At 57.2% G+C, this 14,275-nt stretch carries 18 protein-coding genes and 1 pseudogene; 7 read left to right on the plus strand and 12 right to left on the minus strand.

Annotation, left to right across the window (positions count from 1 at the left end; genetic code table 11):
* Positions 1-15 precede the first annotated feature (15 nt).
* The 6 genes and pseudogenes from E6W33_RS04745 to E6W33_RS04770 form a co-directional block, all read right to left on the minus strand.
* The gene (locus tag E6W33_RS04745; RefSeq protein WP_136414874.1) at positions 16-543 is read right to left on the minus strand and encodes a surface-adhesin E family protein; all 528 of its coding nucleotides are present in this window, start codon (positions 541-543) and stop codon (positions 16-18) included.
* A 14-nt stretch (positions 544-557) separates the two neighbouring features.
* Positions 558-2,264, minus strand: a complete 1,707-nt coding sequence (locus E6W33_RS04750) for a phosphoethanolamine--lipid A transferase (protein WP_136414876.1) — start codon at positions 2,262-2,264, stop codon at positions 558-560.
* Between the two features lie 154 nt (positions 2,265-2,418).
* Positions 2,419-2,796 carry a hypothetical protein gene (locus E6W33_RS04755; RefSeq protein ID WP_136414879.1) on the minus strand — a complete coding sequence of 126 codons (378 nt, stop codon included), beginning with the start codon at positions 2,794-2,796 and terminating at the stop codon, positions 2,419-2,421.
* Positions 2,797-3,143: 347 nt separating this feature from the next.
* A pseudogene (locus E6W33_RS27450) lies at positions 3,144-3,359 on the minus strand (J domain-containing protein); the annotation flags it as partial.
* Between the two features lie 201 nt (positions 3,360-3,560).
* Positions 3,561-3,776, minus strand: a complete 216-nt coding sequence (locus tag E6W33_RS04765; protein WP_136414883.1) for a hypothetical protein — start codon at positions 3,774-3,776, stop codon at positions 3,561-3,563.
* 337 nt (positions 3,777-4,113) lie between these two features.
* The gene (locus tag E6W33_RS04770; protein WP_136414885.1) at positions 4,114-4,344 is read right to left on the minus strand and encodes a hypothetical protein; all 231 of its coding nucleotides are present in this window, start codon (positions 4,342-4,344) and stop codon (positions 4,114-4,116) included.
* A 71-nt stretch (positions 4,345-4,415) separates the two neighbouring features.
* On the opposite strand from E6W33_RS04770, the gene E6W33_RS04775 reads away from it, so the two are divergent.
* Positions 4,416-4,757 carry a hypothetical protein gene (locus tag E6W33_RS04775; protein ID WP_136414887.1) on the plus strand — a complete coding sequence of 114 codons (342 nt, stop codon included), beginning with the start codon at positions 4,416-4,418 and terminating at the stop codon, positions 4,755-4,757.
* 50 nt (positions 4,758-4,807) lie between these two features.
* Here E6W33_RS04775 and E6W33_RS04780 read toward each other — a convergent pair whose 3' ends face one another.
* The gene (locus E6W33_RS04780) at positions 4,808-5,146 is read right to left on the minus strand and encodes a hypothetical protein (protein WP_136414890.1); all 339 of its coding nucleotides are present in this window, start codon (positions 5,144-5,146) and stop codon (positions 4,808-4,810) included.
* Between the two features lie 228 nt (positions 5,147-5,374).
* On the opposite strand from E6W33_RS04780, the gene E6W33_RS04785 reads away from it, so the two are divergent.
* Positions 5,375-5,587, plus strand: coding sequence for a hypothetical protein (locus E6W33_RS04785; protein ID WP_136414893.1), 213 nt, complete (start codon positions 5,375-5,377; stop codon positions 5,585-5,587).
* A 151-nt stretch (positions 5,588-5,738) separates the two neighbouring features.
* On the opposite strand, the gene E6W33_RS04790 is transcribed toward E6W33_RS04785, so the two are convergent.
* The 4 genes from E6W33_RS04790 to E6W33_RS04805 form a co-directional block, all read right to left on the minus strand.
* The gene (locus E6W33_RS04790; RefSeq protein ID WP_247869523.1) at positions 5,739-6,839 is read right to left on the minus strand and encodes a mechanosensitive ion channel family protein; all 1,101 of its coding nucleotides are present in this window, start codon (positions 6,837-6,839) and stop codon (positions 5,739-5,741) included.
* Between the two features lie 863 nt (positions 6,840-7,702).
* Positions 7,703-8,029, minus strand: a complete 327-nt coding sequence (locus tag E6W33_RS04795; RefSeq protein WP_136414898.1) for a hypothetical protein — start codon at positions 8,027-8,029, stop codon at positions 7,703-7,705.
* A gap of 167 nt (positions 8,030-8,196) precedes the next feature.
* A complete protein-coding gene (locus tag E6W33_RS04800; protein WP_168798530.1) occupies positions 8,197-8,451 on the minus strand; it encodes a DUF1488 family protein in 255 nt (84 codons plus the stop codon).
* 142 nt (positions 8,452-8,593) lie between these two features.
* Positions 8,594-8,821: a hypothetical protein gene (locus tag E6W33_RS04805; RefSeq protein ID WP_136414902.1), complete on the minus strand. Its 228-nt coding sequence runs from the start codon at positions 8,819-8,821 to the stop codon at positions 8,594-8,596.
* Positions 8,822-9,016: 195 nt separating this feature from the next.
* On the opposite strand from E6W33_RS04805, the gene E6W33_RS04810 reads away from it, so the two are divergent.
* Complete coding sequence (locus E6W33_RS04810; RefSeq protein WP_136414904.1) at positions 9,017-9,307, plus strand: hypothetical protein; 291 nt, start codon at positions 9,017-9,019, stop codon at positions 9,305-9,307.
* 132 nt (positions 9,308-9,439) lie between these two features.
* On the opposite strand, the gene E6W33_RS04815 is transcribed toward E6W33_RS04810, so the two are convergent.
* On the minus strand, positions 9,440-9,847 hold the full coding sequence (locus tag E6W33_RS04815) for a hypothetical protein (protein ID WP_136414906.1): 408 nt from the start codon (positions 9,845-9,847) through the stop codon (positions 9,440-9,442).
* A 472-nt stretch (positions 9,848-10,319) separates the two neighbouring features.
* Here E6W33_RS04815 and E6W33_RS04820 point away from each other — a divergent pair, with 472 nt between their 5' ends.
* From E6W33_RS04820 to E6W33_RS04835, 4 genes are all read left to right on the plus strand, one after another.
* Positions 10,320-10,523 (plus strand): hypothetical protein, encoded by a 204-nt coding sequence (locus tag E6W33_RS04820; protein ID WP_136414908.1) that lies wholly within the window; start codon positions 10,320-10,322, stop codon positions 10,521-10,523.
* A 189-nt stretch (positions 10,524-10,712) separates the two neighbouring features.
* Positions 10,713-10,946, plus strand: coding sequence for a hypothetical protein (locus E6W33_RS04825; RefSeq protein WP_136414910.1), 234 nt, complete (start codon positions 10,713-10,715; stop codon positions 10,944-10,946).
* A gap of 218 nt (positions 10,947-11,164) precedes the next feature.
* On the plus strand, positions 11,165-11,662 hold the full coding sequence (locus E6W33_RS04830; RefSeq protein ID WP_136414912.1) for a glycine zipper 2TM domain-containing protein: 498 nt from the start codon (positions 11,165-11,167) through the stop codon (positions 11,660-11,662).
* 357 nt (positions 11,663-12,019) lie between these two features.
* Positions 12,020-14,224 carry a family 1 glycosylhydrolase gene (locus tag E6W33_RS04835; protein WP_136414914.1) on the plus strand — a complete coding sequence of 735 codons (2,205 nt, stop codon included), beginning with the start codon at positions 12,020-12,022 and terminating at the stop codon, positions 14,222-14,224.
* Positions 14,225-14,275 lie beyond the last annotated feature (51 nt).

Below are 14,275 nucleotides of genomic sequence, written 5' to 3' on the forward strand. Positions count from 1 at the left end.
GGCGCCAACCGTCTGCTAAGGCGCCTTTTTCTCCTCAACAGCCTTTGCCGGTTTTGCTTTCGCCACGGGCTTGCTGCGCGGCTTGGAAATGCAGATGGATTTGACAAGCTGCTCTTCCAGCGAGTCGGGTCTCGCGACATTCATGTCCAGGCTGACCGACTTGTTTTCGCCGACAATCGCGCCGCTCGCGAAGCGCCCGGAATAAAACGAGGAATCCGACACACCGACCCGGGCAGTCTTGCAATCGACGACCACGCGCTCTCGTGCCGACAGGTAGGCGTTTTCCTTTTCGAAGTATTCCGGATATGGATATTCGTAGTGCCGCCAGACCGCGACACGGTCCTTGTCCAGTTTTTTCACGTCGTGATGGATGAACACGGCGGCATTGTGCAATTTGCCGAGAGGGCGCCAATTCGCCGTCAGCTCATGCTGGCCCCGTTCGTAGAGGCTGTCCACGGTTTGTGGCGCAGCAGTTTCGGCATGGACGGCGAGGGCATGCAGCGCAAGGCACAGTACCGCGCCATGACGAAAGAATGTGCTCATGCCCCAGCCTCTCCTTATTGTTTGCCCTTGAGTCCGTCCGATGCAGTCAGATCGCCGGCAAGAATCTCGTTATGACGGCATGCGGCGAAGATGTCCAGGCCGCTTTGGTACATCGCATTCTTCACGCCCATGCCGCCAAGGACCGTGTGATAGAGATTGTCATGGCTGAACGGTTTGTCGAGTTCGGCGCGCAGGCATGCACTCTCGAGCGAGAAACGCTGGCGATAGCCGTCCGACATCCACAGGATGAACGGCACTCGTTTCTGCGCTTCGGGGGCGAACATGTAAGGCGCGCCATGCAGGTACAAGCCTTTCTCGCCCAGCGATTCGCCGTGATCCGAGACGTAGATCAGCACGGTGTCGAAGCGATCCGAGACCGACTTGAGGATGGCGATCTGTTGCGCCAGATTGTGATCGGTATAGACGATGGTGTTGTCGTACGCGTTACGGATCTGCTCTTCGGAACATTGCTTCAGCTCGTTGGTGTTGCAAACCGGCGTGAAGCGCTCGAAGCGTTGCGGGTAGCGTTTTGCATAGGCGGGACCATGGCTGCCGATCTGGTGAAAGGCGAACACAGTATCGTCCTTGATCGTCCGCAGCGACTTGTCCAGCCCCTGCAGCATGACCTCGTCATAGCAGGATTCGTTGTTGCACAAGGAAGCGTCGGCCTGCGCATTGTAGGTGACGTTCCTGGCGCGGGCGCTGACACCCTTGCTGCCTGAATTGTTGTCGCGCCACTCGACCTCCACGCCCGCCTTGTTCAGTGCATCCAGCAGATTCGTGGTATGCGCCGCAACCGGCACGCTGAAGTGTTCCTGGCCGAGATGGGAGAACATGCAGGGTAGTGAAATCGCCGTCGACGTGCCGCATGAGCTGACATTCCTGAAGTAATACAGGCCGTCGACTTTCGCCAGCTCCGGATTGGTCGGTCTGTCATAGCCGCCCAGCTGGAAATTGAGCCCGCGTGCCGTTTCGCCGACCACGAGGAACATCAGCAGCGGCTTGTTGTGCGCGGTCTTGGTGAAGCGGGTGGTGACGCCGCGCGTGTCGGCAAAGCTGTTGTTTTCCGCATTCGGAATCATGCTGCGCGCATACTGGATCGTCCCTTGCACGGCGGCTCCGGGGCTGAGAAGGTAGCGCAGGTTCTTGTGCTCACGCGCGAACGAACTGTAGTTCGCGGAAAAGGCAAACAGCATCAATCCGCTGAGCACCAGCCCGGCAACAAGAAACAGGCTGCGCTGCATCAGTTGCCGCTTCAGTCCGATTTTCTGCACCCGTACTCGCCACAGCAGCAACGACGGAAGAATTCCCAGCACGAGCATGTATGCGGCGAAGCGCAGGTTCAGGAGTGCGCCCGCTTCGCGCTGATCGGTTTCGAACAGATTGCGGATCATGTCCTTGTCGATGAACACGCCATAGGAATCTGCCGAATACGAGGCGGCAGCCGCAACCACGAACAGAATAGTTGTCGTCGCCTTAAGCAGGCGTCGACCCGGAATCAGCAGCAGGAATGCCGTATGCAGGAAAAGCAGAAAGAGGAACAGCGAAGCCATGAACAGGCTGTCGCTGAGCGTCCCGTCCCATAGTGCGGCGCCGGCCTCGCGCCAGAACCGGAAGTTGTGAAAAACCAGGAAAATTGTTGAAATGGCAAGAGCCAGTGTGACAGGGGAGCGGAAGTGGAACTTGGACTTGTCTCTATTGAAAGTCGAATAATTTTGCATGCTATGGAAGAAGCTGACGCGGCAGGGCACGCCATGAACTTGTGTAAAGGCAGCGGGCAGTATACACCGCCGTCACGGCGCATACGGCAAGCGGAAGGCGCGGGTGGAACAAGGCCCCTGAAGAATTGACAGAGATGCACGACGCCTTGCGTGCCTACCTTTTCACGCAAGTCAGGTACAGATAGCTGGACGAGAGCACGGCAATCACGATGCAGGAAAAGGCAAAACCGATTCCGGCACTCATGCAGAACAGCGTGGCGCATAAATGCCCGGTGCTTTGTTCCGTGGTACTCGTCATGCGGTCGGACAGCAATCGCATCAACTGCAACATGCAAAAGGCGATCCCGACCCATTTCCAGACATAAAACGGCAAGACCTTGCGCTGCGCGCGGTTGTACCGGTAATTGGCGACGCGCTGCTCCATGCTGCCACGGCCGGCGTCACGGAAAATCCAGAACGGGATGGCCAGTCGCCAGACATATTGCAGCCGAAATGAGATTCTCTTCAGCAGCGGCTGGGTGTTTTCGTGCATGGAATTCGCACCTCCTGCTACTTAGGCGAGAATTCAGAAAATGTGTTCCCGAGGCGAACAATCCAAGCGGGCGATTCAGAAGGGGCCTGCCCTCGGATGGCTGACGCGGAAGCAACAGCAGGTGCGCCCGCATCCAGGCCTCAGGTCTTGCGGAACAGCTTTCTTGAAAAGTGGTCGAGCATCATCCGCAGCTTGTGCGTCAGGCGCGAGAAGTCGAGCACCGATTTGTAGCGTGAACCATAAAAGTAAAACGCCATGCGACGCGACTTCCCCGAGCTGTGCCTGTGTGAATGCCGGTGCGAGTGGCGATGGCTTTCACGACTGCGCTCATCGTCCGACTCCGCACGCGCGATCCAGTCATCGTGTTCCCTGCGTTTGGCAGGATCGGACAGCACTTCATAGGCGACATTGATGATCTGGATGATGCGCATGGCGTCGGGGCTGTTGCCGTTGCGATCAGGATGATGTTTTTGCGACAGCGTTTTATACGCGGCGCGAATCACTTCGGGTGGCGCATCGCGCGCTACCTTCAAGTTGTCGTAGTGGGTATGGACTCGTGCCATCGGCGGCAATCCGAAAACAGTTATTTTTGTTAAAAACTTTAGAGTCGCAACCTGCTCGCTTCGTTCGCGCCCTTGCTGATGATGCTGACTATTTCAACCGTATCCTAAGTCGGCGAAATGCCTGACATATTGCAGTTTATCAAGGGCACTTGTGAATATGTTCGCGATCGCGCCGAATGGGCGGAAGCCGCCGGCTGCAGGTCAACGGCAAAAATAATCCGAAATGACCCGTTCCCCGTCAGGTTCCTGCACGGCCAGAAGGAAGGCATCAATACAGTCGGTTGCCTGGTCGACGACACCGTATACCGCGACGGATTCGAATAGCGGATGATGATTGGCGACGCTCATCACAAGGCGGGGAGGGCCGTAAGCCTGCAGCAAAGCCTCATACGGCTTGCCTCGCCATATGCTTTTCATGCGGATTTCCCGCTGATGGCGCGAGTCGTGGGTGGCGGCGAAGTGCGCTTGAGCTGGTGCGGATGTGCATCCATCGATCAAGGGTAATGCGAACGCAAGAATCAAGCTCAGCGAAAATGCACTTGGCCTGATGATCATTGCAATGGTGTCCGATAGGGAGAGGCGGGAAAATCATGCCGCATGCCCTGCGGCTTAATGCCGAATATCGTGTGCGGCGAAGTGGAGCATTATTTCATTCGGGAAAAGCGTGCGCAATATTCCAAGTCAACAAATGAATATTTCGTAACGAGATTGCGCGAAGGAGATAAGACCGGCCATGTTCTGCGCATGAATCGCTTCAGATTTTCCCGCTCTTGAGAAACTCGTTGCCTGCGCGGCGGGCAGCGTCGATCGCTTCCTTGTAATCCGCGATCGGGTGCTCGGAAGCATGGTGCGTCTCAAGGACGCACTTGAAGTCCTGGGCCTCGTCATCGAATCGATGTACGGAGACAAAAGGATCCCAACCGCCTCCCGGTACTTCCTGGGCGGTCAGATGGAGCTGGTATTTTCCGACGGTCTCGATTTGCATAGGCTTCCTTGCTGACTTGTCCATCGTAGCAAAGGACCTTCGGAAATCATTGACCGGCATCATGCGCATCAATGATGGTGTTCATGGCAAGAGTGAATGCCATCGTGCTGCGGGAAGGGCCAAAGAGCGCCGTCTATTGCGGAACAAATCCGGTTCGGCAGGAGTCTAGGCAGATTGATTTTCGTTTTCCACTGGAAAGACTCATGGCCCGCCAACAATCGATCGACGATGAGCTTGCCGCTCTTCGCAATCTCGAAGCTGCTGTTCGTGCATGCGGACTGCCGACCATCATGGTGTCCGGACAGCAGCAGCTCGATATGTTGGCGGATGCGCTGAAGGCTGTGGAGGAGGTGCGCAGGCTTGCCGAGCAACCTACGCCGCAGGTTCCGCAAGTGCAGGAGGAGCAACACTAAATCTCGGACTGTCCAGTCGTCGAAAGGAAAATGCGAATCAGGTAAGGTGTTCAGTTACCCGTGTTCCACCACGCACCGAGCAGGCCGGTAATATAGGTGGCAATTCCAATCGTTATCGATACCGCCGCAGCGATCGGCGAGTCGGCGGCAGCGGCGATGAGGCCGCCTGCAATCACGGCTCCGCCAAGGAGTTGTATCAGCCGGTATTCCTTGATCGTCGCCTGCGTGACTTCGTTGGCTTCACGCGCATGGGCAGTGACAGGATAACTGCATTCCCCGCAAATTTCGGCATTGGCAGGCAGCCGCGCCCCGCATTCCGTGCATGCGATCCCGGACAACTTCCCTTTTCTTCCCCACATATCCTGCGCCAGTCCTGCTGATGTTTTCAAGAATTGCAAATGCGTAATTAGACACCTGCGCCATGCCCCGGCCTAGCCATATATATGGGATGTCTGTCGGTATAAATACAAAATGCGCCAGAGCACGGCACAACTTTTGCTATTTCGGCATGCATGCAGTTGCGTTGGCGGCACGCATGCGTGGCATCTTCATGCGCGTGTAATAAATACACTGCATCATTGGCCCGAATTACACGCATTATTGACAGGAGGTCGTAGGTGAAAGTGACCGATGAAATGGTGCAGGTAGCAGTAAAAAAAGCTGTCGAAGCCGGGCTGTTGCCGCGCCATGCATGCCGTGAAGATACCGGCTCCTATCAGGAACTCATCGAACTGATCCTGCGGGCGGCGCTGGAGCTTGCCCCAGCGGAATCCGACCCGGTTTCCCAAATCTTCGCGGGAACACCCATGGAGCACAGCGCATACGGCTGACCATGAATTGAAGGGCGCGGGAACTTGCCCACATTAATTGTGGGAAAGCTTGTGGACAACTATGGAATTTGTTCCCTATCTCAATGATTCATAAGAAAATTCCATTGTTGATCAAAATCAAGGCAGATCGCTTCGGCGATACCGGACGGGCTCATTCCCTTGCGTTCCTCGTCTCGGCGATGTCCGCCCGAATTTTCGGCAGGTATTCGGGATATTCGCGCTGGATGAAATAAAGCAGTTCTTCACGCAGGCGGCAGCGCAGATCCCAGGACTGGCCCGCGTTGCCCGCGCTGATGAGGACGCGCAATTGCATGGCGTGCTCGCTGGCTTCGACCACCTGCACCAGACAAAGGCGACCATCCCATTCCGGAGCGCTCTTGCAGATTCGCTCGGCTTCCTTGCGCACCGGGTCCAGAGGCATCCGATAATCCACCCAGAGGAGCACCGTGCCGAGGATGTCCGAACTGGTTCTGGTCCAGTTCTGGAACGGGTTTTCAATGAACCACTGCAGTGGAACGACCATTCTGCGCTGGTCCCAGATACGCACCACGACGTAGGTCCCGGTGATCTCTTCGATATGACCCCATTCGTTTTGCACGATGACGACGTCCTGCAGCCGGATGGGCTGGGTGAGGGCAATCTGCATCCCTGCCAGGAGGTTGCCCAGCACCGGTTTCGCGGCGAAACCAACGACCAGTCCGGCGACGCCCGCCGATGCCAGAAGGCTGGTGCCGATCTGGCGCAGGATCGGCAGTGTCATCAATGCTGTACCGGTGCCTACCAGGATAATCATCACCATGGCGGTGCGCCCCAGGACCTTGGTTTGGGTCTGAATGCGCCGTGCTTGAAGATTGTCCGGTGAATCGGCCGGATTAAGCTCAATGATGGTGTGGGAGATTGCACGCACACAGCGCACGCCGAGCCAGGTCAGGGCAGCGATGAGCGCCAGTGCGCTGAAGTGCCTCGCCGCCGCCATTCCTGGTAACGAGTCGGCGGCATTGCGCAGGATGACTTGCGCAAGCAGCAGGAACACGACCATGGCGCCTGCACGGTGACCGTATTGCACGAGTCGGCGCGAGAACGGGAGCGCCGCCGCCAGCCTCTGCAGAAGCGTGGTTCCGATCCGGTGCACGATCATCACCACCGGCACGCAGAGGAGCAATTGCACCATGACGCCGATCCACGGCATACGGGTCACGAGCACAAACCATGGCATGATGGTGTATGCGGCTGTCGTCAGCCAGTCAGGCATACCGTCTGTCATCGGATGTTCGGCAACTCGATTGCATCGCGGCGGAGGCTTGAAGCCTCGTTTGGAGGGCGGCTCTGGAGATCATGCGGCCGCCGGGAATCGGAGCAAGCAGCAGGTGGGGCGCTGCCTCTGCCCGCATCGCTGCGCCCGGCGATTCGCCACGTCGAATTCCAGCCGGCAGAGAGCAGGAAAGGTGCGACCTATTCCGGGTTGTGATCAGGCACAGGCTCTTCGTCCGGTGTCGGTTTCTTGTCTGGCGTCGGTTCGTCGCCGGGAAGAGGCTCCGTCGGAACCTGATGCTCGTCTGCTGTCAACATCTTTCGCTCCGCTTAATCCATGCGCCGATCCTACTCCGAGCGGGGGCGAGGTCATTGAGGCAAATCATGCGTTTCGGTATTCCTTGAAGGATGACAAGGGCGGGCTTGGGGAGATATATGAAGTGAAAATAACAGCTATCACAAGAATAAAGCAGACGAATGATTATGGCTTCGATATAGTGGAACCGTCTCCTCCAACTCTCCTTGAATTGGATTCAGCCCGCAACCGAAAGGTCTGCGGGCTTTTTTTGCGCGCAGCATTCTCCCGTGTTGCCACGCTGGAGTCGACCACGCCAAGGTGTCCGAAAGAACCGGAGTCACTTTGTGCAATTTTTATCCGGAAGGATAAAACGCAATGAAATTAGCAACTTGCGGAACAATCCACACAGTTGTCCACAAACTTGACCACAGTTGCTGTGGGTAAGTATTGGCAAGCCTCAATGATGGAAAAACAGCTCGCACCGTCGGTGGGAGCTGCCTGTTCCAGCCAATCTCTGAAGCTTCCGTTGCGTGGTTCCGCCGCCTGCGCGTTGCTGATGCGGCGCTTCAGGCGGCGCTCGACGCAGCCGATACCGGCGTTTCCTTCGGCTTGAACTGTTTGTCGCTGATCCGGAATTTGGTGCGACGGTCGCCCATCAGATGGCGCAGATCCTTGATGCTCAAATCCGAAACTTCGTGCATGCGGATCAGGAGCGACGCGCCGACAGGGAGCCTGCGATGACGGATCTTGCTGATCAAAGGTGGTGCGACTTCGAGCGCACGCGAAAGTGCCGCATCGTTTTTCAGATTCAGCCTTTCGATCAAGGACTCCAACAGATTGTTGGGGTCGTATTGAAATTGCTCGGAATAGTTTGTCTCTTTAAAGTCGTTCATCTGCGGTTCCCCGTTTTCTGGTTCAATCTGGATCCTATTCTGACCAATCGCTCGGATGTAATTTTGATAATTCTCAGAGGTGCTGATCTCCGTGCTTAACGCGGAAGTGTGCGCTTGCCTATCTGTGTCGGAATTCTGTTCGCACCGGTTCGCGCGTATCTTGAAAATTATGCAAAGTAGGCCGCGCCGAGAACCAGCGGCGATCCGCTGACTCCCGCAACAACCAGCCTGCGTGCGACGCTGTGAATCTGATCTTCATATGCGCGATAGGTCTCCAAAAAATCCATTTGCCCGCCTTTGGTGCGACGCAAATGAGCGAGCGCATTCTTCGATACCAGGCATTCTCGATCTGTAAACCCGACTTCAACGGTAAATCTCACACCTTCATCGGCGACTAGTGGCTCGGTGCTTGTCTTGTTCATTGTTTTTCTCCATTGGTTGGACACGCATGAATGGGACGACAAGAATGCGTCTGCTTCCTGATAGTAGTGAGTCACTCCTGCCCGGTATTGATAGCGGTCAATACTTTGAGGATCGCGTCGCATGGGTGCGACGGTGGATGTTTCAGCTTGCCGGCGCCTGGAACAAGGTGAGTTCCCATTCGCGCGCGGGAGGCGAATAGCGCAGGATGTAGGTGCCGCCGTCGCTGGCGCTGATCTTGTAGTAGCTGTGGTCTTGCGCGATCCAGCGATCGACGATGCTGACGACATCGATGCGCCGCCCGCCAAGCTGGAAGGCGAGCGGCTCCCTGTCACCATAGGGGCCCGATCGGCTTTCGACATGTAGATGCATTAAACGCTCCACCAGGCCCGGCCTGTCCCGCATGCGTATTTGGGCATGCGAATTTTCGATTCGTTCGCCTTGGCTGCATTCTGCTCCCAAGTGATGGAAAAGCTTGCGCAAACAGCGATTGTCACCAAGAATGTGGGCAACACGGCAAGACACAGCGGCCGGTGATGGCAACCAAGTTCAGACGGAGAGCGGAAGATGTATTTAGATCACCCGAAAATCAGCGCAACGAACAGCAATACCGAACCCGACCGCATCGAACGTCTGAATCGCGTGTACGGTTATGCGCTCGCGGTTGCCGACGCAAGCGGCAATGAGGAATTTCTCGGCAAGCTGTCGCACCTGCACGACCACAAGGGCAAGCTGATCGTCGTCTGGTTCTCGGAGCCGACCGAGCAGGACAAGGAGTGCTTCGTCAAGGCCTGGAACAGCAAGGTGGGCGATGAAAGTACCAACGTCGGGCATGAGGTGACACCGCCGACTGTTTGAACTGGGATTGCTGCGCCGTGATCAGTCCGCGTGCAGCAAGAGGAACGCATAAAAAAACCCGAATGCGTTTGAACGCAGCGGGTTTTTTGTCGCGATCTGCATTGAAAGATCATCGGTGCCTTGGCACCGATTTCATTTCGATGCCGGTACCAGTGTGATGACATTGGTGCTGGAAATCTGATCCTGAATCAGTTCGATTTCCGCCAATAGATTCATCAGCGATCGCAGCCACGGATAGCGCGTGTAACGAATGGTGCGGTTGTTGACCTCCAGGTCGACGATAAATTGCGGCGTGATGATGTGCGGGTGCCTGGAACTGCACACGCCACCATGAAGTTGCGCGCGCTTGCCAAGATACGCCATGGCGCAGGCACGCTTGTATGCCACGGCGCTGCCGTAGCGATCGATGATGCTCTTGTCTTCGTTACACCTTGCGATGCATTGAAGATAGGCTTTCCAGTCACCTTCACGAATCTCGATAGCGCCCGATTTCGGGCTGATATTGGGAATCGCATCTTCTGAACCAAGTACTGCTGACACACTACCTCCCGAGCGTCGCGATATGCGGAGTTGTTTGCTTCCCCGTGTTGAAGCGGTCTGTTTTGACGCAAGGGCAAAGGGAAAAGTTCACTCAGGAAACAGATCAATTTTGCTGCGACGCCTCAATGCAAAAACTCGTCGTGGTGGATGTCATCATCGGCAAATGCAGCGCTGCGCCCGTGGCGTCGATCGGCGGGATTAGAGGGTAAACCGACGCCTGATTGTCGGTTAAAAAAAGCTTCGCCATGGTGCAATAGCATGGCGGTCGATTGTCATAGTGGGGCAGCCGACTCGCGTTTCCTCCGAGGTCGAGATTGGACCCGCCGGCGCAAGGCTGGCGGGTCGTTTTCTTTACGCGACAACGCGCGTGCGAATTTTTTGCCATACTTCTCAATGTGCGCGCGGAACGGACTATACTTCTTCCAGAATTTCTCCGCGATGCCATCACGGAACATCATCTTTCGGCTCGATCATGAAGGCAGACCATACCGACGATCGCACTGACCCTGTCAGACAGGCTGAAATCGCGCAGCCCAAAAGCATTGCGGACCTGAAGCCGAAGGGCGCGTGCTGGTATTGCAATCAGCCGCTCGACAATGTGCGCCGTTTCTGCAGCAAGACCTGCGCCGACGATTACCGTATCGAAGAAGAAGCATTCAACAATCCTCCGCCCTAGCAACTTCGCTCGTGCTGCTGTGATGCAACACAGTTTTAACAAAGCTTGAGCATGAACAATACCGGGACGCTCCCGCTTCGGGTTTTCTCAGACTGTTGTCTCCCGATCAAGATTAACTTCGGTTAAGGCAAGCAAGGAAATCAATGCCTTCATTGAAAAGTTAGTCCGCATTACGGACCTCAGGAGCGAATGATGACACCGGAAGAAATCGTTACCGATCTCAATACGAAGAATCGGGACATACTCTATGCCCGCACGGACTATCAGCATCTGACGCACGACCAGGTGCTTGCGATGATGGACTCGGCTGCCATGCGTGGATTCAAGCTGGGGAGCAATGTGGCTTTGTCCATGGTGAAAGGCGCGTTGCTGGTGCAACTGGCAAGGGCGGTCGGCGCACGGAAAGACACATCGGGCGTCTAGGAACCCATTGCGCGCGTGCGCTCATCCGGCTCAGAGCAACTCCCGGGAATTCATCGGGAATTCATCGGGAAACGACGCTTGCCTTCCGCGAGACCGGAAACCGGCTTCCGCAGACTGGCGAACGACGATACATTCCGTTACATTTCTCTGTATTACTTTTGATTTGGTGCAGCGTTTACAGGGATAGTATCGAGGTCCAAGTTTCCTGGGAGTCATAAATGAATACGCGAGCGAAACTCATCGCTTCTCTTGTCTGCTTTTTCAGCCTGCCCGCAGCCTATGCGGCCGACTTTGACGACTATGCGCGCGTCATGAGTGTGACGCCGCAGGTCGAACAAGTGAATTATCCGCAACAGGAATGTCATACCGAATACGTGCCTGTGCAACGCCAGCAGCGCGGCGTCGGCGGCTCCATTCTCGGCGGACTGGCGGGCGGCATCATCGGTAATCAGGTCGGCGGCGGCAGCGGCCGCTCCGTAGCGACAGCGGCTGGCGCCATCGCCGGTGCTATCGTCGGTGACCGCATGGAAAACAGCGAAACACCGGCGACCGAATCGCAGCCGGTAAATCGCTGCCGCACTGTCGATAACTGGCAGTCGCGCACCAACGGCTATGCCGTGACATACGAATACCACGGCCATAGCTACACCAGCGTGATGCCCTACGATCCCGGCGAGCGGATGCGAGTCCGCGTCTCCGTGATGCCGGCACGCTGATCTTCCGCCGCAACAATCCCTTCCTTGCAGGACGCCGGCTCGGTGCCGGCACCTGCATCTCCGCTCCAACGCTTCGCGCTTCAATATCTGTGCAGCACATGTCTGCACAGATCGCTTCCACCTCCTGACATTTCCAGGCAGATTTATCAAGGGAACATTTTTCCCGGCCGGGAGTCAGCTTGAATGGTTCAAGCGGTAAAGAAATCGCAATACGAACAATACGAACGCGTTGAAGCATCCAGTGTTCACTCAGCGTTGATCGAATTCAAGCGGCGCAGGCATTGATCGCCTGCGCGGCCGACCCATTGTGCAAGCAATCGAGGGGCAGTGCTCGCCTTCCTTTGGATACACATCGCCATGATCTTGAAAAAACCGGAAAAACAATCATTGCAACCGACGACAAAGCAGCTTGAATTATGGGGAGGCATTGAATGCACGGTGGTGCGCATTCAGGACAGTTACCGCAATCAGATCGCTGAAACAGGGCACGCCGATCGCATCGACGACCTCGATGCGATCGCGGCGCTGGGCATTCGCACGCTACGCTACCCGGTGCTGTGGGAAACCGTCGCGCCCGACCATCCGGACACATCGGATTGGCATTGGCACGATGCCCGGCTCGGCCGCTTGCGCGAGCTGGGCGTGGTGCCGATCGCCGGCCTGGTCCATCACGGCAGCGGGCCGCGCTACACCAGCTTGCTCGATCCCGCATTTCCAGACCTGCTGGCGCGATATGCGGGGCGCGTGGCGCAGCGCTATCCCTGGATAAAACGATTTACGCCGGTCAATGAGCCGCTGACCACCGCGCGCTTCAGCGGACTTTATGGACATTGGTATCCGCATGGGCGGGATACGCACACGATGCTGCGCGCGCTGTACACGGAATGCCGCGCCGTGGCGCTGTCCATGTGTGCGATTCGACGCAGTATTCCGGACGCCCAACTGGTGCAGACGGAGGATATGGGTAAGGTGTTCAGCCTGCCTGACCTGAAGTTTCAGACGGACTATGAGAATGAGCGGCGCTGGTTGTGTTTCGATTTGCTGTGCGGCCGCATCGACGCATCCCACTCATGGTACAGGGCATTCATCGATGCCGGCATCGACGCGCGCCAGATGGATTTTTTTGTCGAACAGCCCTGCGTGCCCGATATTATCGGCATCAACCACTACGTCACCAGCGAGCGGTTTCTGGATCATCGCAAGCGCGACTATCCCGCGGCCTTCCACTGCGAGGGCGTGCCGTACGTCGATATTCACGCCACGCGCGTCCATTACGCGGACGGCCTGACCGGCCCTGCGCAGCGCCTGCGCGAAGTATGGGAGCGCTATCGCTTGCCGATTGCCGTCACCGAGACGCATCTTGGCGGAGCACGCGATGATCAACTGCGCTGGCTGCACGACATGTGGCAGGCCGCGCACACGCTGAGAGGCGAGGGCGCGGACATTCGGGCGGTGACCGCATGGTCTATCTTCGGCTGTATCGACTGGAATTCGTTGCTGACGCAGAACAAGGGCTTCTATGAAAGCGGCTTGTTCGATGTGCGCGGCGGTTCGGTGCGGCCGACCGCTCTGGCAGGCGCCGCGGCATCCCTGGCAAAGACGGGCAGCTTCGACCATCCGGTGCTGGATGCGCCGGGGTGGTGGCACCGCCCGGACCGCTTCTTCGCGCACTCTCCGCAGCGCATCGTCGCGCCGGAGATCATCAAGTCGGCACGCAAGCTCGCGATCACCGGAGCAAGGGGAACGCTCGGACGGGCGCTGTCGCGCATTTGCACACAACGCGCGCTTGCGCATGAATTGCTGACGCGGGACGACATGGATATCGCGGATGAGGCATCGGTGGAGGCAGCGTTGAAGTTGCATCGGCCGTGGGCGGTGATCAATGCCGCCGGCTACGTGCGCGTGCCGGACGCCGCGCGAGAATCGGAGCGCTGCTTTCGCGAGAATGCCGCCGGCGCGGAAGTACTGGCGCGAGCCTGCGCCAGGCTGGGCATTCCGTATGTCACCTTTTCCTCGGACCTGGTCTTTGATGGCAGCCTCGGCCGTGCCTATGTCGAGAGCGACCTGGTTTCGCCCTTGTGCGTCTACGGCAGCAGCAAGGCCGAAGCCGAGCGCCGCGTGCTGCAAGCTTTCCCCGACGCACTCGTGGTGCGCACCAGCGCTTTCTTCGGCCCATGGGACCGATACAACTTCGTACATGGCGTGCTGCGCGATCTGAGTGCCGGCAGACGCGTCGCGGCAAGCGATGATTCGCAGGTGTCGCCCACCTATGTTCCCGATCTTGCGCATGCAACGATGGACTTGCTGATCGATCGGGTGAACGGCATCTGGCATCTTGCCAATCAGGGCGCAATGTCCTGGTTCGAACTGGCAGAACGTGCGGCGCGCCAGGCAGGTCTGGATGCATCGATGCTAAGCAAGACACATGGCGGCGGTCGCGGGATGACAGCCTTGTCGAGCGAGCGCGGGCTGATCCTGCCTAGCTTCGCCAGCGCGCTTGAGCGCTACGTGCGGGAAAACCTCGTGGCATGGAATGACAAGCCGGAGCGGGAGGCGGCGTAATCGGCATTCGTCATCGACATTCTTTGTGCAGCGATGGGAACAGCCTTGATT

This window comes from Herbaspirillum sp. ST 5-3 (assembly GCF_004804275.1).
GTDB lineage: Bacteria > Pseudomonadota > Gammaproteobacteria > Burkholderiales > Burkholderiaceae_D > Noviherbaspirillum.

Bases quoted from the DNA above. Each gene is read 5' to 3' on its own strand.
- E6W33_RS04825 (WP_136414910.1), top strand. From the start codon at position 10,713: ATGATGACACCGGAAGAAATCGTTACCGATCTCAATACGAAGAATCGG.
- E6W33_RS04750 (WP_136414876.1), bottom strand. From the start codon at position 2,264: ATGCAAAATTATTCGACTTTCAATAGAGACAAGTCCAAGTTCCACTTC.
- E6W33_RS04805 (WP_136414902.1), bottom strand. From the start codon at position 8,821: ATGCATCTACATGTCGAAAGCCGATCGGGCCCCTATGGTGACAGGGAG.
- E6W33_RS04775 (WP_136414887.1), top strand. From the start codon at position 4,416: ATGATGGTGTTCATGGCAAGAGTGAATGCCATCGTGCTGCGGGAAGGG.
- E6W33_RS04770 (WP_136414885.1), bottom strand. From the start codon at position 4,344: ATGCAAATCGAGACCGTCGGAAAATACCAGCTCCATCTGACCGCCCAG.
- E6W33_RS04765 (WP_136414883.1), bottom strand. From the start codon at position 3,776: ATGAAAAGCATATGGCGAGGCAAGCCGTATGAGGCTTTGCTGCAGGCT.
- E6W33_RS04820 (WP_136414908.1), top strand. From the start codon at position 10,320: ATGAAGGCAGACCATACCGACGATCGCACTGACCCTGTCAGACAGGCT.
- E6W33_RS04795 (WP_136414898.1), bottom strand. From the start codon at position 8,029: ATGAACGACTTTAAAGAGACAAACTATTCCGAGCAATTTCAATACGAC.
- E6W33_RS04745 (WP_136414874.1), bottom strand. From the start codon at position 543: ATGAGCACATTCTTTCGTCATGGCGCGGTACTGTGCCTTGCGCTGCAT.
- E6W33_RS04755 (WP_136414879.1), bottom strand. From the start codon at position 2,796: ATGCACGAAAACACCCAGCCGCTGCTGAAGAGAATCTCATTTCGGCTG.
- E6W33_RS04800 (WP_168798530.1), bottom strand. From the start codon at position 8,451: ATGAACAAGACAAGCACCGAGCCACTAGTCGCCGATGAAGGTGTGAGA.
- E6W33_RS04830 (WP_136414912.1), top strand. From the start codon at position 11,165: ATGAATACGCGAGCGAAACTCATCGCTTCTCTTGTCTGCTTTTTCAGC.
- E6W33_RS04810 (WP_136414904.1), top strand. From the start codon at position 9,017: ATGTATTTAGATCACCCGAAAATCAGCGCAACGAACAGCAATACCGAA.
- E6W33_RS04790 (WP_247869523.1), bottom strand. From the start codon at position 6,839: ATGCCTGACTGGCTGACGACAGCCGCATACACCATCATGCCATGGTTT.
- E6W33_RS04835 (WP_136414914.1), top strand. From the start codon at position 12,020: ATGATCTTGAAAAAACCGGAAAAACAATCATTGCAACCGACGACAAAG.